This is a genomic window from Luteibacter aegosomatissinici, from assembly GCF_023078495.1.
Lineage (GTDB): Bacteria > Pseudomonadota > Gammaproteobacteria > Xanthomonadales > Rhodanobacteraceae > Luteibacter > Luteibacter aegosomatissinici.
This window is the reverse complement of the sequence record NZ_CP095742.1, coordinates 1,024,356-1,046,779: the sequence shown is the minus strand read 5'-3', so window position 1 is coordinate 1,046,779 and position 22,424 is coordinate 1,024,356. Positions and strand designations below refer to the sequence as shown.

Sequence of the window (22,424 nt, the reverse complement as noted above, 5' to 3'; positions counted from 1 at the left end):
CCCCATCATCGAACCCGACGCCATCCACCTGGTCGTGCTCACCGGCATGTCCGGTGGCGGCAAGACCGTGGCCCTGCGTGCGCTCGAGGACCTGGAGTTTTACTGCGTCGATAACATGCCGGCGGAGCTCATCCCGCAGCTGGTCGCCGCGGTGAGCCAGGGTGAGCACGGGCCACGCCGGCGCATTGCCGTGGGCGTGGACGTGCGTAACCGCCGCTCCGACCTGGAGCGCATGCCGCATGTGCTGTCGGAGCTTTCCAGCGCCGGGGTGCACGTGCACCTCATCTTCCTGGATAGCCGCGACGACGTCCTGATCAAGCGCTACTCGGAAACCCGGCGCCGCCACCCGCTGGCCGCCGAGCGCCTTTCCCTGGCCGACTCCATCGCAGAGGAGCGCCGCCTGCTCCGGCCGCTGGTGTCCATCGCCGAAAAGGTGATCGACAGCTCCGACCTCAACGTGCACCAGCTGCGCCGCCTGTTTGCCACCGGCTATGCCGCGGCCAGCGACGGCACGACCCTGCTGTTCGAGTCGTTCGCCTACCGCCGGGGCCTGCCCTCGGATGCGGATTTCGTCTTCGACGCCCGCTGCCTGCCGAACCCGCACTGGGACCCGCGGCTGCGCCCGTTCTCGGGCAAGGACCAGCCAGTGCGCGAATACCTCGACGCGCAGCCCATCGTCGGCGAATACTATGACGACGTGGCGCGTTGGCTGGATACCTGGCTGCCACGCTTCGAAGGCGAGGACCGCAGCTACGTCACGGTCTCCATCGGCTGTACCGGCGGCCGCCACCGCTCGGTGTACCTGGTGGAGCGCCTTGCCCGGCACTTTCGCAAGGAACGCGGCAACGTACTGACATTCCACCGTGAGCTCGAATGAGCAACCTGACCCGATCCACCCACCTGCGGAGCCTCCCATGAGCGTTGGCGTGCTCCTGATGACGCACGAGGCCGTTGGCCAGGCGCTGGTTTCGGCCGCGCGCCATGTCATGCCCAAGCTGCCGCTCACGGTGGATGCCGTGGAGGTCCCGCCCGGGGCCGATCCCGATGTGATGCGTTCGCTGACCGCGAAGCATGCACGCGAGCTCGACCAGGGCGAGGGTGTACTCGTGCTTGCCGACCTTTATGGCGCCACGCCGTGCAACATCGGCCTCTCGCTGGGCGCGCTGGGCGTGAAGCTCCGCTGCGTGTCCGGCCTGAACCTGCCCATGCTGCTGCGCGTTCTCAACTATTCGGAAAAATCGCTGCCCGAACTGGCGGAAATCGCCGCCACCGGGGGCCGCGGAGGGATCTTCATCGATCATGCTTGAACAGGAAATCACGGTTTCGAACCGTCTTGGGCTGCACGCCCGCGCGTCAGCCAAGCTGGTCCAGCTGGTGTCCACATTCAAGGCCACCGTGCACCTGGTGAGCAAGGGACGCGAAGTGAACGCGCAAAGCATCATGGGAGTGATGATGCTGGCCGCCGGCATGGGCACCAGCCTGGTGGTCCGCGCCGAGGGCGAGGATGAACAGGCCGCCGTGGCGGCTGTCATCGATCTCTTCAACCGCAAGTTCGACGAAGGGCAGTAACGCATGGGCGCCAGGGGGGCGAATCACGCATGAGGTACCAGCTGACCGGCACCGCCGCATCCCGGGGCATGGCCCTCGGGCGGGCGCGTCTGGTCCAGCCCAGCCTGTACACGGCTGATATGCGCATGCTCGAGGATGCCGAGATCGGCCCCGAGCTCGACCGCCTGCACAAAGCCCTGGACCATGCCCGTGCCGAGCTGCGCGAACTGCGCGGCAAACTGCATGGCGCGCTGGCCCGCGAAGTGGGCGACTTCATCGATGCGCACAGCCTGCTCCTCGATGACGAAGAATTGCTGCGCGGCCTCGACGAACTGATTTCCGTCGGCCACTACACGGCCAGCGCCGCGCTGAAAATGCAGCGCGACCGCCTGGCCGCCGTGTTCGATGCGATGAACGACCCGTACCTGAAGAGCCGTGGTGAGGATATCGACCAGGTCATCGGCCGGGTCATGTCCGCCCTCTTCCAGCATTCCAGCCGCGAGGAGCGCAAGCTCGCCGCGCGCGTGGGCGAGATCATCGTCAGCGATACCGTGGCCCCAGCCGACATGGCCAGCCTGGCCGGCCAGGGCATGCTTGGCGTGGTCGCCAGCGCCGGCAGCGTGTACTCGCACAGCGCCATCCTGGCCCGCAGCTTCAACCTGCCCATGCTCGTGGGCACGAAGGATGCGCTGGCCACCATCAACGATGACGACCTGGTCCTGATCGATGCCGAACACGGCGAGGTCATCGTCCACCCCACTGCGCAGGACCTGGCCCGCTACCGGCAGTGGCAGCGCCAGGCCGCCGCCGAAGGGCGCCGCCTGGCCGCGCTGGCCTCCGCCCCGACGCACACGCGCGATGGCTTCCACGTGCGCCTGTACGCCAACGCGGAGCTCGCCGGTGACGTGACACTGGCGCGGGCGCGCGGCGCCGACGGCGTTGGGCTGTACCGTTCCGAATTCCTGTTCCTGCGCCAGCGCGGCCTGCCCAGCGAAGACGAACAGTTCGCCGCATACCGCGATGTCGTCCTCGGCATGGGCGGCCTGCCGGTCACCATTCGCACGCTCGATCTCGGCGCCGACAAGGCCGATGCGGCCGGCCTCGCCATTCGTGGCGAAGATAACCCGGCGCTGGGCGTGCGCGGCATCCGCCTGTCGCTGCGCTACCCCGATATCTTCCTCGTGCAGCTGCGCGCCATCCTGCGCGCCGCCTGCTACGGCCCCGTGCGCGTGCTCGTACCGATGATCACGCACATGGGCGAGTTGACCGAAGTGCGCCGGCTGATCAAGAAGGCCCGCGAGCAGCTGTCGCTGGAAGGCCAGGAGCTGCCGGAGCGCCTCGACATCGGTGCGATGATCGAAGTCCCTGCCGCCGCCATCGGCGTCACCTCGATCCTGCAGAAAGCCGACTTCCTCGCCATCGGCACCAACGACCTCGCCCAGTACACCCTGGCCGCCGACCGCAACAACGATGCGCTCGAGGGGATCTACGACCCGCTGCAGCCGGCCTTCCTGCGCCTGATCGCGCACGTGATCGCCGCCGCCCGCCGCGCGAAGAAGCCGGTAAGCCTCTGCGGCGAAATCGCAGGCGACACACAGTTCACCGCGTTGCTGCTGGCCATGGGCCTCGAAGAGTTCTCGATGCACCCGGGCCAGCTGCTGCAGGTACGCGACCGCCTGACCCAGCTCGATTGCGCTGCCTTGCGCCGCGCCGCACCACATCTGTTCCGTGCGCATACGCGCGATCAGGTGGAAGAGCGGTTGATGGCTGTGGTCGCAAAACAGGACGGCTGCGCTGGCGCGGCCTGACGCTATCGCGCTGTGCGCGCCAATCCTTGTATTTTCCGTGAAAGTAAACCCCGTGCCCCGGAGAGATGACCAGTAGAGGGCGCGGATCCGCTTCACGCCTCACCCGCATTGCGGCGGGCGGCTCGCTCATGAGGGTGGGGTATTCACGCACCGCCTCGCGGCCGCCGTAAAGAAACTTCAGCCCTGTTGCCTCGCCGATTCTTTGTAAGAGGGGCCAGAGCACGTCGAGCATGTAATCGCTCAGATCTTCGGTTTCGGCAGTATCGGCATAAGCCATCAGCCGCGGATCGATGTCAATCGTGATGAGGTTATCTTTCTCATCGAGCCCCACCATCGCACCGAGTGGCCAAGGAAATTCTTCAAAGAACTGCCTCCCAACGATATTCTCGTCCAACTTACGCTGCATCTCCGAGAGGAGTGCATCCCGCTCTTCCGGGTTCATCATGGCGATCGTCTTCGGAGACGAAACGTCGTCCGGCGAGCCATGCGCCATTGCGATGCATGGGTTGCACGCGGCCACCAACAGTCCAAATTTCAACGCATATCGTTTCATTTCATCGCTTCCGCCAGACCGCATAGCGCGGCATAGGAATGATCCAAAACGAGGCGCCATGCCCTCAGTGGACGGAGCCCTCTTCGTCACGAAGGCAATCCTTGGCTAGCCGTGTCAGCATCACCTGACAGAGTCATTCGATTATCGCAGCACGAACTGCTGACGGGTCGCCCTTGCTCGCTTCGGAAATGGACCCCGCGCCCAAGCGCCACAACGGCTACCGGCCGGTCATCGGCGTTACGCTTCCTGCGCCCTGAAGTCGCGTGCGGTATTGCGTCGATCCCAGGCATCCCCGACCAGTATTCTTCTTCGTGACCTCCATACAGGAACCGGACGCCTGTGGACCCATCAATCCGCTCTAGAAACGGCCAAAGCCGATTGAAGATGTAGTCACCCATGTCCTCACTCTCGGACAGCGACGTGTAGTCAAGAATCCGCCGATCAAGATCAACGACGATGACGTTATCGGCCTCGCTCAGGCTGACCGTGGCGACAATCGGCCACGGATAGTCCTCGATGAAATGCTTTCCCGAAAGCGCCTCATCCAGCGCGATTTGCATCCCTGCAACCATCACCTGGCGTTCATCGGTCGTCATCAGCTCAATGGTCTTGGGCTTGACGTCCTCACAGCTTGCAACTTCGGTGAACGCAAGAAACGCGCCGAATACCGTTGTGAACAGGCTCCGCCTATGTTGACTTCGCTTCATCGATACACTCTTCAAGCGTCGCCGATCGCGACGAGGGAATGATTCGTTTCCGCAACACGTCTGCGAATTGGATGCAGCTCAGAAGCTCACGAAGGCGAATTCCATCACCATATGTAAGCGAAGTGCCACCCCTCCTAATCATCCTCACGCCCCCGAAAAGACATCGTAGGACCGCGGTTGCGTTCGTCATCTCAAGCAACGTGATTAGCTCGATATGTGCGTAATGACACACACTCGTGTCATCAGGCACGTCGAATTCTTCCAGGCGACTGTCGAATTCAAGAACCATCTCGTTCTTCTCTTCGTCGAGGGTCAATTCCGCAACGATGGGCCACGGGTAGCCGTCGACCTTATGTTCCGCCAGCATGGCATCCACTTGCAGCCGCATGGCATCTAACATGGCTTGGCGCGCCGCGGGTGCCATCATGACTAGCGTTCGGGGAGGCGATTCTTCGGCCTGCACACGCTTGACCACGACCAGGCATCCAGCGGCCACGATCAAAGACACCCACTTTCTAAACAGTGCACGCTTCACTCTGTCGCACCATCCAAGATCGATGGTGCCTTGCTAAATGGGCGCTCCCAGCACTCGCATAAAGGTGTAGTCGACCACTGAATATCAGCCACAACTCGTATCTCGTCCGCGCCCTCGAGCGGTGGAAAAATCTCGGAGAGCTCTCGAACGCCCCACGAGAATGGCCCGACCAGGGGCGCCCGGGCAAGATCATTGAGCGCAGCACGAGCTGCTGATGGGTCACCCTTGCTCTCTTCAAGGCACGTGAGCAAATACCTGATCTGTTCGATCTCGGTATCGAGGTGAAGCACGGGGTCCCACTGCGTAAACATCGCGTCCATCGACGATCCTTTTCGTAAGGGGTGCTTACGATAGGGCTTCGGCGGATCGCGAACGGTGGCGCCTACAGCGGTCGCGACGATCCCCTACAGAAGGATCGTCCAAGGAGAAGCGCGACAGTGCGCGCGCGATGAGCGCATGCACACTTCAGCGTGACGGCGTGCGTCATCTTTGCATCGTAGGCCTATCGCGCGCGAGCGCGCTCCTATAGGGGGTGTGGTTGGGCTAGCCACGCGGTGGCGCTGTCCAGCGCGGCGGCATCGTCTATCTGGTCGTCGGGGATCACCTGCTTGCCGAAGGCTACGCCGTTGCGATCGACGTCGATGAATGCCTTTACCACGAGGAGACTGCCGTCCTTGAGAACCATGGTTTCGTTGCTGTTCGCCTGGCCGGATGTCGGTGCACCGAACGAACGCGTCGCGGGGCGGCCGTGAAAGGCCACCGCGACGGCCTCGCCCGCACTGGACGTGTGCGGACCCATAAGAACTGCGACGGGCGACGCACTGAGATCCAGTGTATTGGGCTTTGCGCCCATCGAAAGGCCGACGCCCGCGTACCAGTGCGCATCGTCGGCGCCCGGCTTCCGGAATGCACCGATTTCGCCGTCGCCCAACAGCGAATGCACTGCAGCCAGCATAGGCCACATGGTACCGCCCGAATCCTGGCGCAGGTCGATTACCCACCCATGCCTTACCTCGGGTGCCAATCGGCTCATCGCCGATGCAATGGTGTCTATGTAACGCGTCTCTGCGTCCGCGGGGCCCGTGAAGCCTGGCAATGCTACGTAGCCGATGCCACCAGGAAGCAGGTGCACATCCGGGGCGAAGTGCGTGCCGTCGTTGAGAGCCTCGGCCCAGGCGGAATCAGCGTCGATAAAACGGCTGTGGCCATCGTCAAGCCTGTGCACGGCATCGCGAATGGCGGGATACGCGGCGCTGGCTGGCTGTCCTTGCGCCAGATGTGACTGCGCGTCGTGCAGGAAGGTGTCCCAATCGACGTTGCCAGCAGCGAGAGCGTTCTCGCGCAATTCTCCCACGGCCTGTTGAAGCAGCACGCCAGCACCGACATGCGTGGGTTCCTCCCGATAGACAAGATTGAGGTGGGTCACGCGGGCGGTACCACCACCCTTCAACGCGACGCCCACTACAACTGACATCGCGTCGGCCGGCACCGTGATACGGATGCGCCGCATGACTGGAGCACTGCCGGTAGCAACGGGATACGGCTCGGTCGTCTGGAACACATGCCCTGCGTGTGCAGGACCTTCGGCGGACATCCACAATGCGGCATTTGTCGCTGAACCGGTGGTCTCAATGAGGCCGGTCAGTTCGACGATCTTCCCGGCCGCCAGGTGGGTGTCTATACGGGATCCAGCGATACCCGTGGCGTCATCCGCGTCGTCCAGCCTGCTTAGCGTGACGCTCGCGCCACTGGCGAGGCATGCGTCGCCCGAACCTGTCACGGTGAACGCGCTGGTTGGCCTGGCCATGAACCAACGCAGTTCTTCGGCTACGGCATGGAAGGTTACCGGCATGAGGACGAGCATCGTCAATGTCGATCGCACTAACCATCGCGTGAGCTTGTGCATGTCGCTACCATCCGCTTGTTGCTGTCGTTTAAAGCAGTGCGAGCGCTATGTCACTGTCGTGAGAGATAGACACGCCACTGAACAGACTTCTTTCAATGCTTCACCGCCTCGATACGAGGTGAGAGCGGCCGTGTATCGTGCGCAAGCACGCTCCTACAAGGGCGGCTGCTGAGTCAGCCAGGCTGTTGCGTGGTCCAGCGCGGCGTCGCCTTCCACGCGTTCGTCGGGTTGCACTTCCTTGCTGAATTCCTGGCCGTTGCGGTCGAGTTCGGTGGCGGTTACCAGAGCGATGACGCTGCCGTCTTTCAGGCGGAAGATTGAGTTTGCGTTCGCGTGGCCGGAGGTTGGCAGGCCGAAGGAACGGGTGGCGGGGCGGCCGTGGAAAGCAATGGCGACCGCTTCACCGGCACTCGCGGTGTGTGGGCCGAGGAGGACCGCGACGCGGGCGTTCGCAAGATCGATGGGAGGTTTCACGCCTTCGGGCAGACCACGCCCTGCGTGCCACGGTGCATCGGGCGTGCCGGGACGGCGGAACGCGCCGAGTGAATCATCGCCAAGCAGGGAATGTACGGCGCCCAGCATCGGCCACATGTTGCCACCGCTGTTATTGCGCAGGTCCACGACCCAGCCGTGGGTTACCTCCGGTGCGATATGCGCCATCGCCGTGGCGACGGAGTCCACATAGTGAAGCTGTGCATCCTTCGGACCGCTGAAGCCGGGCAGCGCCACGTAACCCATACCACCCGGCAGCACGCGCACATCAAACGGCGCCTTCGTGCCATCGGTGACCGAAGCGGCCCATTCCGCGTCGGCATTGATGAAATGGCTATGCCCATCATTGAGCTTGCCGAGTGCCGTGCGGATGAACGGATACGCCAGATTCGCGGCTTCGCCGCTGCGCAGGCTGGCGTGGGCATCCGCCAGGAAGGCATTCCAGTCCACCGTGCCTGCCGCCAGCGCCTTGTCGCGAATCAGTGCGACCGCCTCGTCGAGCAGCGCAGGTGCATCGACGCTCGCGGCCGGCGTATCGGCCACTGCCAGGTGGAAGTGATCCACGCGGACTGCCCCGCCTCCCATCAAAGCCACCCCCAGACGGAGGCCCACCGCTTCGATCGGGACGCTGATCCGGATGCTCCGGGGTACGGGCGATTCGCCACTGTGCACAGGGAATGGCTCCGTGCTCTGGAAGGCCCGTGCGCCTGGGCCACTCCCATCCGTTCGCAGCCACATTGAGGCATTCGATGCCGTTCCCGTGGTGGACAGCTCGCCGGTGAGCGTTACTGTCTTACCCAGTACCCGATCCAGGTTGATGCCGGTGATGGCACCGCCGTTCTTGTCGGTGGCGCCTTCCACCCGGGTGACAATGATCGTCGCGCCCTTATCGGACCAGGGATCGCCTTTGGCCGACACCTTGAAGGCCGGGTTTTCGTTCACCGAGACCCATTGCAGATCCTTGCTGGATGCCGCGGCGATGGCTGGCACCAAACCCACCAGCAGCCACGACAGCGACGTCAGAAGCCAACGCGTCTTACCCATGTCCCCGCCCTCGAATCGCCACCCTCACGGCCCTCGCGGATGCTATGTCGGTTATTCGAGAAAGTCTGTAGGCGTTGGCCTACATAAGATTTTACGAATGCTGACGAGGAGACAGGTGGCGGCGACCTTGGATCGCGCGCAAGCGCACTCCTACAGGGGACATACGCTCGCGCTACGTTAGCAACCTGCCTTCTCGGCGCGTTGCCAATGCCATTGTGCGTGGGCCTGTCCGACCAGGTCAGTGCCCAAATGGGTGATCGCGGCAATCGCTTCCATGGATAACGCGACCTGCTTGCCATCCACCTCATCGGCTTCGTGGATCAGATCGGCCAGCAGGCTAGTTACGCCACGCGCGTACTGCAGCCATTGCGTCGCTTCGTTCAGTAGTTCATGCGCCGAAGGTTCACACCCGGCCTTATCACCGGCATGCCTGACCGGCCACGTATCGTTTACAGCATTCATCACTCGCTTCCTTGAAGGGTTACTTCCCGCGCATCGCTAACGTGGCACGACAGTCAGAACGACCTGCCATGCCACGGACCATACGATCGCGGATACACCGGTGGCCCGTGACCGGACCCCGGGTGACTTGATTGACGACATGGTGCGACGACGACCGCCCGTGAGGCATGCCAGGCGCGAACGCCTGCCTCATTCGATCAAGAATTGCCTCAAAAGAAAGCCTCGTCGCGGTCCTTCAACCGTGCCTGCAGCCTAGGCAGGCGGCCCGTGAGCCGGTGAGATGCCACCGGGGGGATCCGGCGGGCGAGCGTGTGCCGTATGATCGGGGGTACCCATGATCAACTCTCTAGTCAGTTGGTTGTGGATAGCGAGTCGGGTGTGTGCTACCACGCCCGGCTCGCGACTCTCACCGCACAAAGCGGTGGTTGCCTGCACGGTATGCATCAACGTGCGTGCGGGCAACGGAAACGACCGTATCAAATTGATCCGCCGATGTCTGTAAGAACAACGGACATCGTGTGTAGGAGTGCGCTTGCGCGCGATCAAGTTTGCGGTGGCGTGGTCGCGCGCGAGCGCGCTCCTACAAGAGCCGCGTTTCGGCGTGATGGCTTTTGCTACACGTAACGAGATGCATGGACTCGGGGGCGGGCAGGCCCTTGGGGCCGACATGAGCGGAGGGCCGCCTGACGCAACGATTCTCGCGATACGGGAGCTACGGCCCGGTCCGCAGGTCCGCGACTGGCGGCCCCAAGGGCCTGCCCGCCCCCGACCTCGACAGCTATCCAGCCTAAGGCGGCGCAAGCCGCTAAAAACATGCATTCGCGCTAGCGAATGAACCGATAGCGAAGCGCGACGCGGCAAATAAAAAAAGGCCGGCAAAAATGCCGGCCCTTTCATCGCTAAACCATCGAAGGCGATCAAGCCGCCCGCGACGCCTCCATCTTTTCGGCCTTCGCGGCGATGCCAGCCTTCAGCTCATCGCTGTCGAAATCATCCACCGAGATGAACTCGGCGACGGCATCGCGCACGCGCTGCAGCAGCTCACGCTCGGCCGACGTAATCGCGCCCAGCTTCTCAGCCTCCACCAGCTGCTCGTTATATGTGTGCGCATGCAGCTGGCCGCTCTTGAACGCCTTGAGGAACTTACGCTCCACCGGCTCCGCCGCGATCACATCCGGGAGCACCGCGTTCATGCGGCCCACGGTGTTATTCGCCGTGGGGGTCAGGTACGTCCACGTCGTCAGGCGATCGCGTGCCTCGCTCGGCGCCGTGATCAGCGCCGCCACGCGGCGACCCAGGCGATCCGACGGCGGCACTTCACGGCGGCCGAACGGGAACACCAGCGCGCGAAGCAGCCACGCCACCGGGCGTACCGGGAAGTTACGGATCACGCCATCCAGCGCCATCTGCATGCGCCACACGCACTCGTGGAACGCCCAGGCCAGCAGCGGACGATCCGCTTCCGGACGACCCGTATCCTCATAACGCTTCAGCATCGCGCTGGCGATATACAGGAACGACAGCGTATCGCCCAGGCGAGCCGAGAGCTTCTCCTTGAACTTCAGCTTGCCACCCAACACGCCCATCGAAACGTCGGCGCAAAGCGCCAGCGCCGCCGAGTAACGGTTGAGCTTGCGGTAGTAACGGCGGGTGTACGCATCGCCCGGCGCATCACCGATGCGCGCCGCGGTAATACCCAGCACGAAGCTGCGCACCGCGTTCGAGAAGCCAAAACCGATGTGACCGAACAGGGCCTTGTCGAAGGTCTTCAGGCGCTCACGGTAATCCGAGATGTTCAGCGCCTGCATTTCCTTCAGCACATAAGGATGGCAACGGATCGCACCCTGGCCAAAGATCATCAGGCTGCGCGTCATGATGTTCGCGCCTTCCACCGTGATCGCGATCGGCACGCTCTGCCAGCCGCGGCCCATGTAGTTCTTCGGGCCCAGGATCACGCCCTTGCCGCCGTGCACGTCCATCGCATCGGAAGCGATCTGGCGGCACCATTCGGTGGCGTGGTACTTCGCAATGGCCGACGGCACGGCCGGCTTCTCACCGCGATCCACCGCAGCAGCCGTGGAGCGGGACAACGCCTGCGTGGCGTAGGTCAGGCCGCCGATGCGGGCCAGTGCTTCCTCCACACCCTCGAAGCGACCGATGGCCAGGCCGAACTGCTTGCGCATGCGTGCATAAGCGCCGGTGGCGGCCACGGCCATGCGCGAGGCGCCGGTAGCGTTCGACGGCAGCGAAATAGCACGGCCCACCGACAGGCACTCGACCAGCATGCGCCAGCCCTGCCCTGCCATGTGCGGACCGCCGATCAGCACGGACAGCGGAACGAACATGTCCTTGGCGTGGATCGGGCCGTTCTGGAACGGCGTGTTCAGCGGGAAGTGGCGGCGGCCGATTTCCATCCCCGGCGTTTCGCGCGGCAGCAGCGCCAGCGTGATGCCCAGGTCTTCCTTGTCACCCAGCAGCTTGTCCGGATCGTACATGCGGAACGCGAGGCCGACGATCGTGGCGACCGGCGCGAGCGTGATGTAGCGCTTATCGAAGGTGAGGCGGATACCGACGGTTTCTTCGCCGTTCCACATACCCTTCGTGACGATGCCGAAGTCCGGGATCGAGGTGGCATCCGAACCGGCGTACGGGCCGGTCAGGGCGAAGCACGGCACCTCGCGGCCATCGGCCAGGCGCGGCAGGAAGTGGTTTTTCTGCTCATCGCTGCCGTAGTGCATCAGCAGCTCGCCCGGGCCGAGCGAGTTGGGCACGGCCACGGTGGAGGCCAGCGTCTGCGACATGCTGGAGAGCTTCTGCAGCACGGCCGAGTGGGCCAGCGCGGAGAAGCCCAGGCCACCATAGCTCTTCGGAATGATCATGCCGAAGAACTTGTTCTTCTTGATGAAGTCCCAGACCTCCGGCGGCAGGTCGGCCAGCTCGTGGGTGATCTTCCAGTCATCGATCATGCCGCACAGTTCTTCGACGGGGCCGTCGAGGAAGGCCTGCTCTTCCACCGAGAGCTCCGGCTTGGGCTGCTTCAGCAGCTCCGACCACTTCGGCATGCCCGAGAACAGCTCGCCTTCGAAACCGACCGTGCCGGCCTCAAGCGCGGTCTGTTCGGTTTCCGAGAGCTTGGGCGTGACCTTGGCGAACATGGAGAGCAGCGGCGCGCTGATCTTCTTGCGGCGGAAATCCACCATCAGAAGCGGCACGGCCACCAGGGCCAGGAGGATGAGGAGCACGACGGTGGTGACCGGCGCGCCCGCAAGGAAGCCCACGACGACCGTCGTGACGCCCGTGGCGATGGCCCACGTCTTCAGGGACGTGCGGTGGTAAGCACATGCACCAGAGGCAATCAGTGCCGCCAGTACAACCAGGATCGCAGACATGGGTATCACCTCGTAACGTCGTGTTGCTTTGAAGGGTGGGACTTAAAGGGTTTGCATGAACGCTGCGATTTCGCGTGTGAACGCGTCGTTCGCATCGCCGGCCACCATGTGCGTGGCATCGGCGAGCGATACGTGGCGCGCATGCGGGACCAGGCGGAGGAATTCTTCAACGGTATGGCTGGAGACGACATCGCTGCGCGCTCCGGAGAGGAGTAGCACAGGGACCTGCACGTTGGCGGCGGCGGCGAACAGGCGCGGCTGGTAACGCTCGCTTTCTTCCACCAGGCCATCGAGCAGGGCGGGATCCCAGTGCCAGCGCAGGCGGCCATCATCGCCCTGGCGCAGCAACGGCTTCAGCTGGCTTTCCGTTTTGCGCTCGCGGCGCTGCGGCAGGTACGCCTCGATCGCCGAGGCCGCCTCGTCATAGCTCGCAAAGCCATCGGGGTGGGCGCGCATGAAGCCGAGGATACGTTCGACACCGCGGGTTTCCCACCGCGGGGTGATATCCACCAGGATGAGTGCCGAGAACGGGCATTCGCCACCGGCTTCGCCCGCGGCGACCAGCGCCAGCAGGCCACCCATCGAGGCGCCGACCACCACCGGGCGCGGCCCGCCCGCCGGCGTGGCCGCCTCGGCCATGGCGGTCAGGTCGGCCACGAACTGCTCCATGTGGTACTCGCCACGCGGCACATGTTCGCTTTCGCCGTGGCCGCGGGCATCGAACGTGACCGCGGGGAAGCCCTGCGCGGCAAGCGCGCGGGCGCTCCCGGTCCAGGCCAGCCGGGTCTGGCCGAAGCCATGCGCGAACAGCAGCGCGGGCCGGTTTCCACCCTCCCAGCGTTCGCCGGCCAACAGCAGGCCATCCAGCGCGGTAAGCCGGAACGGCGTGGAAAGGGCAGTAGTGGGCTCAGCAACCATACGGGCGAGTATGTGTGCCCGAAAGGCCTGCGTCAATACGGCAGCGTACGGTCACGTAACAGCCGGAAAGTCAAGGTCTTACGCAACACGTACGGCAGCGGATGGATTGCAAACGGGCGTATTCCAGCTACCATGCGCCGATGAACGATGCCAAGAATGAACGAGTCCGCCTTTCTGCTGAAGATTGGGAGGACGGCGCGCTCGCGTTGATCGCCGAACAAGGCGTGGGTGCGCTGGCCGTCGAGGCCCTCGCCCGCCGCCTTGGCGTAACCAAGGGCAGCTTTTACTGGCATTTCCGCACCCGCGAGGCACTGCTCCAGGCCGCGCTGGAACGCTGGGAAGAATACGGCGAACGCGAAGTGCTGGCCGAGATCGAGCGCATCGCCGATCCGCGCAAGCGCCTGCCCGAGCTGTTCCGCCGCGTCGCCCACGAACTGCAGCCGCACCGCGTATACGCCGCGCTGCTGAAGGCGCTGGACCACCCGCAGGTGGTACCTGTCATGGCACGCGTTTCCCAGCGGCGCATGGATTTCCTGACCCGCATGTACCAGGAAGCCGGGCTCGAACCGATCGTGGCCCTGCATCGCGCGCGCCTTACTTATGCGGCCTACGTCGGTTTCCTCCAGCTCAACTTCACCCTGGGCTTGCCGCGCCTGTCGCACGACGAGTTCGATGCGTACGTCGAGCACGTGATCAGCACGCTGACCCCGGCCAAGCCCGAGGAATGACCTGAACGGCGCCTGCAAATTGCTGCGCCGTGCCTTGTAAATACCACGATCCGCAAACTACTGTCTCTACAGGCATTTACCTGGAGACCACACCGGATGGGTTCGCAAGGCAGTTCGTTGGAAGCACTGAATCGATGGGTTGACGATGTGGCACGCCTGACGGAGCCCGCCTCCGTCGTGTGGTGCGATGGCTCGGACGCGGAATACGCACGTCTCGTCGAAACCATGCTCGCCAGCGGTGATCTTCTCCCGCTCAACGAGAAGACCAACCCACGCAGCTACCTGCACCGTTCGCATCCCTCGGATGTGGCCCGCGTGGAGCACCTCACCTTCGTGTGCACGCCGGAGGAAGAGGATGCCGGCCCGAACAACCACTGGATGGCGCCGGCCGACGCCCACGCGAAGATCGACGCCTTGTTCGAAGGCGCCATGCGTGGGCGCACCATGTACGTCATCCCCTACTGCATGGGCCCGATCGATTCGCCGATCGCACGCTGCGGCGTGGAGATCACCGATAGCCCGTACGTCGTCGCCAACATGCGCATCATGACGCGGATGGGCGCGGCGGCGCTCAAGCGCATCGAGCGCGAAGGCGTGTTCGTGAAGGGCCTGCACTCCACGGGCGACCTGGACCCGGAACGCCGTTTCATCATGCATTTCCCCGACGAGCTGGCGATCAAGTCGATCGGCTCGGGCTACGGCGGCAACGCCCTCCTCGGCAAGAAGTGCCACGCGCTGCGCATCGCCAGCCACCAGGCGCGCCGCGAAGGCTGGCTCGCCGAGCACATGCTCATCGTTGGCATCGAGAACCCCAAGGGCGAGAAGCACTACATCGCCGCGGCGTTCCCTTCGGCCTGCGGCAAGACCAACCTGGCCATGCTCATCCCCACCGAGGGCTACCGCGAGGCCGGTTGGAAGGTCTGGACCGTAGGCGATGACATTTGCTGGATGACCCCGGGCGCCGATGGCCGCCTGTGGGCGATCAACCCTGAAGCGGGTTACTTCGGCGTGGCGCCGGGCACGGGTGCAAACACCAACCCGGCCGCGCTGGCGACCCTCGGCCACGATGCGATCTTCACCAACACCGCCGTCACCGCCGATGGCCAGCCGTGGTGGGAAGGCCTGGGCGAAGGCGAGCCCGTGACCGATTGGCAAGGCCGCGCGTTTGATCCTGCCAACGGCCCCGCAGCCCATCCGAACTCGCGCTTCACCGTCTCGGCCAGGCAGTGCCCCAGCTGGGCGCCTGAATCGGAGGACGCCGCCGGTGTGCCGATCTCAGCCATCGTCTTCGGTGGCCGCCGCCCGTCGCTCGTGCCGCTCGTGTTCGAAGCGAAGGATTGGGCGCACGGCGTGCTCGTCGGCGCAGCGATGGGTTCTGAGACGACCGCTGCCGCGACCGGGGCCGTGGGCGTGCTCCGCCGTGATTCCATGGCGATGAAGCCGTTCTGCGGCTACAACTTCGCCGACTACTTCGCCCACTGGCTGTCGTTCGACAAGCCCGGTGCGAGGCTGCCGCACATCTTCCACGTGAACTGGTTCCGCAAGGATGCCGATGGCCGCTTCATGTGGCCCGGCTACGGCGAAAACCTGCGCGTGCTCGACTGGATGATCCAGCGCGTGGAAGGCAAGGCCACTGGCCACGACACACCCATCGGCACCGTGCCCGCCGCAGGCGAGCTCAATACCGCGGGCTTGGATATCGCCCCGGCCACCGTCGATGAGCTGCTCCATGTGGATATCGATGGCTGGGTGGAAGAGCTCAACGCCATCGGCACGTACCTGGAAGGCTTCGGTGCCCGCATGCCCGAGCGGCTGAAAGCCGAACAGGCCCGCGTGAGCAAGGCACTGGAAGCCGCCGTGGAGCGCCGGGCCGAACGGGTGGCCTGACCACCCGTCACATGTAGGAGCCCACCCTGTGGGCGACATCTCTTCGCGACGGCGTTTCAGGACCTGTGCCGTGGTCGCGAAAAGCTGTCGCCCACAGGGTGGGCTCCTACGGGTTCGGGGTGTTAAACCGTTTGTCCCCAGCCGGCATCCAAGCTGGCAAGATGAACGCCCTATGCCTCGCCGCCACTTCCTTCATGCAGCCTGAGCTGCCCGCCGCCGTGTCGGATGACGACACCGTGCGCGCCGCCATGGCGGGCGACCGCAAGGCGTTCGAAGTGCTGTACCGCCGCCATGCCGATCGGGTGTATGGCGCCATCCTCCGCCTGGCCGGGTTCGACCACGCCCGGGCGGAAGATCTCACCCAGGAAGCCTTCATCCGCGCGTGGCAGAAGCTGGAAAGCTTCCGCTTCGAGAGCGCGTTCGGCACCTGGGTCTACCGCCTGGCGGTGAACGTGGCGCTGATGTCCATACGCGCCCGCAACGCCGATCCGGTCAGCATCGTCGATGACGAACACCTGCCGGAAATCACCGATACCGATAATCCGCTGCGCTCGATCGAGCGCGACGAACTGGAAAAGGCCATCTCGGGTTTGCCCCCGAGGGCCCGTGCCGTCCTCGTGCTGCACGACGTGGAAGGTTGGAAACACGAGGAGATCGCCGTCGAATTGCAGATGGCGGTGGGCTCCTCCAAAGCACAGTTGCACCGTGCGCGCGGCCTGCTCCGCCGCGTGCTGGGAGAAAGGTCATGAACGAACTCGATTACCTGCGCCAGATGCGCTCGCTCAACCGCCCCGTCGCGCCCCGGCGCGATCTGTGGGCCGGCATTGAAGCCCAGCTGGATGCCGCCCCGCTCGCCGCGGCGCCGCGCCACCGACGGGCCCAGCCCTGGCTGATGGCGGCTGCCATCGCCGCGGTGGCCGTACTCAGCGGCGGCATCGGCCTGCACCTGGCACCCGGTGGCAGCGATGCCGTGGCCGAGGCACACACGACCTGGAAGCCGACCGATCCGCGCCTCACCGGCGCCGCGGTGGAACTGGATGCCGCCCGCATGGAACTTACCCAGGCCATGCAGGATTCCCCGCAGTCCGAAGCGCTCCAGCGCCTGCTGCAGAAAACCGAACGCCAGCGTGACCGCCTGCGCAGCATCGATAAGCAGGCCGGCTAAAACCGCGACAACCGCCAGGATCCATCCCATGAAAACGCTCTACATCACTCCCCTGCTGCTGGCGCTGTCGATCGGTCAGGCGTACGCCTCGACACCGATCAACCTGTCGAAAGACATCCGGCCCACGGCAAAGATCACGATCGACAACACCAAGGGTGAAGTCACCGTTACCGCCTGGGACAAGAACCAGGTGCAGGTCACCGGCACCCTGGCCGATGGTGCCAAGCCGCTCGAACTCGAAGGCGATGCCAACAACGTGGATATCCATGTCGAGGCGAACGGCGGCAAGAACGGCTGGTTCGGCGGCTGGGGCAACGACACCCGCATGGGCAGCACGGTATTGAACGTGCGCGTGCCGAAGTCGGTGCAGCTTGAAGTCAACGTCGTCAGCGCCCCGGTCAGCATCGATGGCCTCGATGGCGGCAAGGTCGAGGTCGATTCGGTCAGCGGCCGCATTCGCGCCAGCGTGCGTTCGCCGGAGGTGAGCATGCAGACGGTCAGCGGCACGATCGACCTGGCCGGTAGTGCCGGCAACGCCGATCTGCAGACCGTGTCGGGCGATATCACGGCCCCGGCCATCGCCGACAAGATCGAGGCGCAGACGGTATCGGGCCGCATGACGATCGGTGGTGGCCCGTGGAAGGATGCGAACTTCAGCACGGTATCGGGTGATACCAAGATCCAGGGCGGGATTGCCGATGGCGGCAAGCTCACCGTGGATTCGATGAGCGGCGATGTGGAACTGGGTCTACCCGGCAATACGTCGGCGCGCCTGGAGGCCTCCACCTTCAGTGGCGACCTGCGCAGCGATTTCGGCAACCCGACCAAGGGTGATGATGGCCCGGGCAAGGAACTGAAGACCACGATCGGCTCGGGTGCCGGCCACATCCACCTGGAAGCCTTCAGCGGTGATGTGAAGATCCGCCGCGGCGGGAACTGACACGCTCACGGCGTAGGAGCCCACCCTGTGGGCGACATGTTTTCGCGAGACGTAACAGGCCCTGTAGCTCCTTCGCAAAACATGTCGCCCACAGGGTGGGCTCCTACGGAAACGGAAAAGGCCGCGATCATCGCGGCCTTTTTCTTACAGATCCTGGTGGTATTGCACGTACGGCGTACGTGACTGATCTGGCTCACGCAGGTTGGGCCCGCTGGGGGCCTCGCCCGAACCGGACGACCACACGTTCTGCGCACCCACGGAGAGTTCACCGCGCCACGGCAGGCGGAAGGTGACGCCCAGATCGATGGCGTTCCAGCGGCGGTCGCCATTGAGCGCGTTCACCGCGCCGGCTTCCGGCTGCATGGTGCGGCCGGTGATGGCACCGTAGAGCGGGCCACGGTCCACGCCCAGGCTCAACGATTTCTGATCGACCGCGCCCACACCGAGCAGGTTGCCCGGGGTAAGACGGACACGGCCCACGCTGGCACCCAGATCGATGCCACTGCGCCCGCCGAGTTCAAGGCGGCCGTGGGCGTTCAGTTCGGTGCTGGACGACAATGCGCTGAAGGGCAGGCCCGACGCGGTATTGAGGCCCGATACGACACGCGGCAGCGCGACGTTGGCCGAGCTGGGACGTGCCGAACCCAGGCCAATGCCCACGCTATAACCGGAACCGTTGAAGGTGGCGCCCACTTCGCTGCCGACGATACGCGGCGGCGCGCCCGGCGAACTGCAGCGGCCATCGCTACGTGCAGCGGCGGCAGGCGTGCCGCACGATTCGGCGGAATTGATCCAGCCCTGGCCGCTGACGTTGGCGTGCGCGGAAACGCGCGGGCCGAGGTCGTACTGCAGGCCACTGGAGAGGAACGGCCCCGACTGGACCGGGCTGACCGCCAGCGTGCTGGAAGGGTTGACGCGATCATCGGAGGTGGCGGAAAGCGCGCGGCCATCCTGGCTGCGCCACAGCGGCACGGCCGTCTGGCCGCCATCGCCCTCGATGGGCGCCGCCAGAAGGCGGGCCGGCGAGGTATCCGAACCCACCGGCACGACCTGCCCTGCCGCGACGAGCGGCACGAACAGAAGCGTGGTGAGCAAGGACTTACGCATGATGACCATTTCAGGCAAGTGGCTGGCTTTCCCCGTCCCCCCCGCACCAGCCTTGGCGGGGAGTTAGGAGCATACTCCATTTTACTTTTTACTAACACCCCGGGAGGGGCCACTTAAGAAAAAAGATTACCTGCCGTTTATGACTAAACACGGGGGTGTTCTATTGATAGCAGGCGCAAGGCGCGTGAGACTGGCGCCCCGTGGGCCCGTCGCGCCCCGGCCTGATCGCATATAGACTGAACCGACCACGACCGGAAACCATGCAGGCGATGACCATCGCTCCATCACAAAGCCCCTCGTTGCAGGCGCCCGGTTCTGGCGAGATCGAGCCCCTGCACGATGCCGTGGAGCGCCTGCTGCGGGCGGCCGACGCCGAGAGCGTTCGCAACGAATGCGAGGCTTTCGCGCGGTGCCTGTTGCCAGAGGCCCGGATCGCCTGGCGCGATGCCACGGCGGAGCCGGAGCATGGGCCGCATGTGGTCGAACTCGGCAGCGATCCGCAGACCGAGCGATATCTCGAATTGCACACCAGCGAGCAGGATGCGGCCCCGTGGGCTGACATGACCGGCTGGCTGGGGCGGCTTGCGTCGGCGCGGTTGCGCCAGCTTGCCGAGACCGCCAATCTTTACGAGGCCATCTCGCGCCTCGCGCTCGCCGAACGACTGCAGCGTGCGCTCTACGCCATTGCCGAACAGGCGGGCGCCGAGCACAACATGAACGACATGATGAGCGCGCTCCACGGCATCGTGGGCAGCCTCATGTACGCCGAGAACTTCTTCATCGTGTTGTACGACGCGCAGAACCGCACGGTGCGCTTCCCGTACTTCGTCGATTCGGTCGATCCGGATATCCCGGACCCGGAAGGTATCCGCCCCATCGAGGCGATCGAGAACACGCTCACGTGGCATGTGCTCAAGAGCGGCAAGTCGATGATGGGTGCCAGCACCGATCTGGAAAAGAACCTGCCCGGCCCGCGTGTACCCATTGGCCCACCCAGCGATGACTGGCTGGGCGTGCCGATGAAGCGCGGCGACGATGTGGTCGGCGCGCTGGTGGTGCAGAGCTACCGCCCGGATACCCGCTACACGCAGAACGACCGCGAACTGCTCACCTACGTGGCGCAGCACGTCCAGACGGCGCTGGAGCGCCGCCAGGCGCACGAAGAGCTGGAGCGCCGTGTCACGACGCGCACCGCCGCGCTGCGCGAAGCCAACCGGGTGCTGCGCCAGCAGGTGCTGCAGCGCCAGCGCGGCGAACGCCTGCAGGCGGCGCTGTTCCGCATTGCTGAGCTCGCGAACACCTCCGACAGCATCGAGAATTTCTACGCTGCCGTGCACCGGGTGATCGGTGGCCTGCTCTATGCGCGCAATTTCTATATCGCGCTGCTTTCCGAAGACCAGAACAAGCTGACGTTCCCGTACTCGGTGGATGAGCTGGACGGCGTACGCGAACCGCGCGAACTCGGCCGCGGCCTCACCGAATACGTCCTGCGTAACGGCAAGGCCCTGCTCGCCGATCGCGAGGAAATCGATCGCCTTAACCGCGACCAGGTGCTCTCCACCAGCGGCGCGCGCTCGCTGCACTGGCTGGGCGTACCGCTCATCTGGAACGAGAAATCGATGGGCGTGCTGGCAGTGCAAAGCTACACGCCGGAACATACGTACAGCGCACGCGACCAGGAGCTGCTCACCTTCGTGAGCTACCACATCGCCAACGCGCTGCAGCGCAAGTACACCACCGAGTCGCTGAAACAGGCTTACGCCAGCCTGGAACGGCGCGTCACCGAGCGTACCCGTGCGCTCGCCCTCGCCAACCGCGACCTGCGCGAGCAGATCGCCGAACGCGAGCGTGTCGAGCGCCGGCTGAAATACGAAACCCTGCACGATTCGCTCACCGGCCTGCCTAACCGCACGCTGTTGCTGCAGCGACTCGAGCAGGCGCTGAACCATTTCCGCGAGACACCCACGGATCTATTCGCCGTGCTGTTCATCGACCTTGACCGGTTCAAGGTGATCAACGATTCCGTGGGCCACCTGGTGGGCGACGATCTGCTCTTCCAGGTCGGTGGCCGCGTCCGCGCCTGCCTGAAGACGCGCGATGTCGTGGCCCGCCTCGGCGGCGATGAGTTCGCGGTGCTGGTGGAGGGCATCACCGACCCGCAGGCCGCCACGCATATCGCCGAGCGCATCATCGCGCAGCTGCAGACGCCGTTCCGTCTGGGAGCGAAGGAGATCTTCACCTCCGCCTCCATCGGTATCGCCCTGCCGACACAGGATTACACCCGGCCGGAGGAACTGCTCCGCGACGCGGATTCGGCCATGTATCGCGCGAAGGCCGAAGGCCGCCACCGCGCCGCCGTGTTCGATGACCGCCTGCGCCGCGAGGCCCTGCTGCTGCTCGAGCTGGAAGGCGACCTGCGCCGCGCCATCGCGCGCAATGAATTCGTACCGTTCTTCCAGCCCATCGTGGATCTGGAAGATACCCGCGTGGTCGGCTACGAAGCGCTGCTGCGCTGGCGCCACCCCGAGCGCGGCCTGCTCCCGCCGGCCGAGTTCCTTGCCGTGGCCGAGGATACCGGCTGTGCCGAGGCCATCGACTGGCAGATCTTCGAACAGGTGGCTCGCCAGGCCCGCGCGCTCACGCGCGATGAAGGCTTTATCAGCATCAACGTCTCGGGCAGCCACTTCCGCTCGCCGAACCTGGACCAGCGCCTGCTCGACCTGTTCGCCGAGCATGAAGTACCGGCCCGCTGCATCCGCGTGGAAGTGACCGAGCGCGCCCTGCTGGAAAATCCGGCGCAGGTGAAACGCATCCTGGAAAACCTGCGCCAGCATGGCGTCGGCGTGGCCCTGGATGATTTCGGCACCGGCTATTCGTCGCTGAGCTACCTGCACCAGTACCCGATCGAGACGCTGAAGATCGACCGCTCGTTCGTTATCGAGTTGCCCGCCGAGGAAAGCGAGGGCCACAGCACCGCCGTGGTCCGCGCGATCCAGGCACTGGCCAATTCGCTGCGCATGCAGGTCATCGCCGAAGGCATCGAAACCGAAGCGCAGATGCGTGCCCTGCGCCGCATCGGCTGCCGCTTTGGCCAGGGCTTCCTGTTTGCGCAGCCCGCGCCGGCCAGCAAGTGGCTGGGGTCGCCGTTGTCGCTCGACGCCTGACCGCCAGCACGTAAAAAACGTGTAGGAGCGCACCCTGTGCGCGACAGCTTTTCGCCATTAAGCCACAGGCC

At 64.6% G+C, this 22,424-nt stretch carries 19 protein-coding genes; 10 read left to right on the top strand and 9 right to left on the bottom strand.

Annotation, left to right across the window (positions count from 1 at the left end; genetic code table 11):
* Positions 1-46 precede the first annotated feature (46 nt).
* From rapZ to ptsP, 4 genes are read left to right on the top strand one after another with little or no spacing between them, the layout of a single operon-like run.
* Entirely contained in the window at positions 47-877 is an 831-nt protein-coding gene (gene rapZ, locus L2Y97_RS04610; RefSeq protein WP_247436695.1) for an RNase adapter RapZ, read from the top strand.
* A gap of 37 nt (positions 878-914) precedes the next feature.
* Entirely contained in the window at positions 915-1,307 is a 393-nt protein-coding gene (locus tag L2Y97_RS04605) for a PTS sugar transporter subunit IIA (RefSeq protein WP_247433600.1), read from the top strand.
* A complete protein-coding gene (locus L2Y97_RS04600) occupies positions 1,300-1,569 on the top strand; it encodes an HPr family phosphocarrier protein (RefSeq protein WP_247433597.1) in 270 nt (89 codons plus the stop codon). The genes L2Y97_RS04605 and L2Y97_RS04600 overlap by 8 nt, the downstream gene beginning before the upstream one ends.
* A 29-nt stretch (positions 1,570-1,598) precedes the next feature.
* On the top strand, positions 1,599-3,356 hold the full coding sequence (gene ptsP / locus L2Y97_RS04595) for a phosphoenolpyruvate--protein phosphotransferase (RefSeq protein ID WP_247433594.1): 1,758 nt from the start codon (positions 1,599-1,601) through the stop codon (positions 3,354-3,356).
* A 639-nt stretch (positions 3,357-3,995) separates the two neighbouring features.
* Here ptsP and L2Y97_RS04590 read toward each other — a convergent pair.
* The 8 genes from L2Y97_RS04590 to L2Y97_RS04555 form a co-directional block, all read right to left on the bottom strand.
* Positions 3,996-4,616, bottom strand: a complete 621-nt coding sequence (locus tag L2Y97_RS04590) for a hypothetical protein (protein WP_247433591.1) — start codon at positions 4,614-4,616, stop codon at positions 3,996-3,998.
* Complete coding sequence (locus tag L2Y97_RS04585; RefSeq protein WP_247433588.1) at positions 4,597-5,151, bottom strand: hypothetical protein; 555 nt, start codon at positions 5,149-5,151, stop codon at positions 4,597-4,599. Before L2Y97_RS04585 ends, L2Y97_RS04590 begins: the two co-directional genes overlap by 20 nt.
* On the bottom strand, positions 5,148-5,471 hold the full coding sequence (locus L2Y97_RS04580; RefSeq protein WP_247433585.1) for a helix-turn-helix domain-containing protein: 324 nt from the start codon (positions 5,469-5,471) through the stop codon (positions 5,148-5,150). The genes L2Y97_RS04585 and L2Y97_RS04580 overlap by 4 nt, the downstream gene beginning before the upstream one ends.
* Before the next feature lie 203 nt (positions 5,472-5,674).
* Positions 5,675-7,015 carry a S41 family peptidase gene (locus L2Y97_RS04575; protein ID WP_247433583.1) on the bottom strand — a complete coding sequence of 447 codons (1,341 nt, stop codon included), beginning with the start codon at positions 7,013-7,015 and terminating at the stop codon, positions 5,675-5,677.
* 195 nt (positions 7,016-7,210) lie between these two features.
* Entirely contained in the window at positions 7,211-8,593 is a 1,383-nt protein-coding gene (locus L2Y97_RS04570) for a S41 family peptidase (protein WP_247433580.1), read from the bottom strand.
* A gap of 177 nt (positions 8,594-8,770) precedes the next feature.
* Positions 8,771-9,055 (bottom strand): hypothetical protein, encoded by a 285-nt coding sequence (locus L2Y97_RS04565; RefSeq protein WP_247433577.1) that lies wholly within the window; start codon positions 9,053-9,055, stop codon positions 8,771-8,773.
* A gap of 917 nt (positions 9,056-9,972) precedes the next feature.
* On the bottom strand, positions 9,973-12,444 hold the full coding sequence (locus L2Y97_RS04560) for an acyl-CoA dehydrogenase (protein ID WP_247433574.1): 2,472 nt from the start codon (positions 12,442-12,444) through the stop codon (positions 9,973-9,975).
* A gap of 42 nt (positions 12,445-12,486) precedes the next feature.
* Positions 12,487-13,362: an alpha/beta hydrolase gene (locus tag L2Y97_RS04555; RefSeq protein ID WP_247433571.1), complete on the bottom strand. Its 876-nt coding sequence runs from the start codon at positions 13,360-13,362 to the stop codon at positions 12,487-12,489.
* 140 nt (positions 13,363-13,502) lie between these two features.
* Between L2Y97_RS04555 and L2Y97_RS04550 the strand changes: the two genes are divergently transcribed.
* From L2Y97_RS04550 to L2Y97_RS04530, 5 genes are all read left to right on the top strand, one after another.
* Positions 13,503-14,090: a TetR/AcrR family transcriptional regulator gene (locus L2Y97_RS04550; RefSeq protein WP_247433568.1), complete on the top strand. Its 588-nt coding sequence runs from the start codon at positions 13,503-13,505 to the stop codon at positions 14,088-14,090.
* Positions 14,091-14,186: 96 nt separating this feature from the next.
* Positions 14,187-15,977 carry a phosphoenolpyruvate carboxykinase (GTP) gene (locus L2Y97_RS04545; RefSeq protein WP_247433565.1) on the top strand — a complete coding sequence of 597 codons (1,791 nt, stop codon included), beginning with the start codon at positions 14,187-14,189 and terminating at the stop codon, positions 15,975-15,977.
* A 161-nt stretch (positions 15,978-16,138) separates the two neighbouring features.
* Entirely contained in the window at positions 16,139-16,726 is a 588-nt protein-coding gene (locus tag L2Y97_RS04540; RefSeq protein WP_425492819.1) for an RNA polymerase sigma factor, read from the top strand.
* Entirely contained in the window at positions 16,723-17,142 is a 420-nt protein-coding gene (locus tag L2Y97_RS04535; protein WP_247433562.1) for a hypothetical protein, read from the top strand. Before L2Y97_RS04540 ends, L2Y97_RS04535 begins: the two co-directional genes overlap by 4 nt.
* 28 nt (positions 17,143-17,170) lie before the next feature.
* Positions 17,171-18,082: a DUF4097 family beta strand repeat-containing protein gene (locus tag L2Y97_RS04530; RefSeq protein WP_247433559.1), complete on the top strand. Its 912-nt coding sequence runs from the start codon at positions 17,171-17,173 to the stop codon at positions 18,080-18,082.
* Between the two features lie 144 nt (positions 18,083-18,226).
* Here the strand turns inward: L2Y97_RS04530 and L2Y97_RS04525 are convergent, their stop codons facing one another.
* Positions 18,227-19,189: a hypothetical protein gene (locus tag L2Y97_RS04525; RefSeq protein ID WP_247433556.1), complete on the bottom strand. Its 963-nt coding sequence runs from the start codon at positions 19,187-19,189 to the stop codon at positions 18,227-18,229.
* Positions 19,190-19,458: 269 nt separating this feature from the next.
* On the opposite strand from L2Y97_RS04525, the gene L2Y97_RS04520 reads away from it, so the two are divergent.
* The gene (locus L2Y97_RS04520) at positions 19,459-22,353 is read left to right on the top strand and encodes a bifunctional diguanylate cyclase/phosphodiesterase (RefSeq protein ID WP_247436689.1); all 2,895 of its coding nucleotides are present in this window, start codon (positions 19,459-19,461) and stop codon (positions 22,351-22,353) included.
* Positions 22,354-22,424 lie beyond the last annotated feature (71 nt).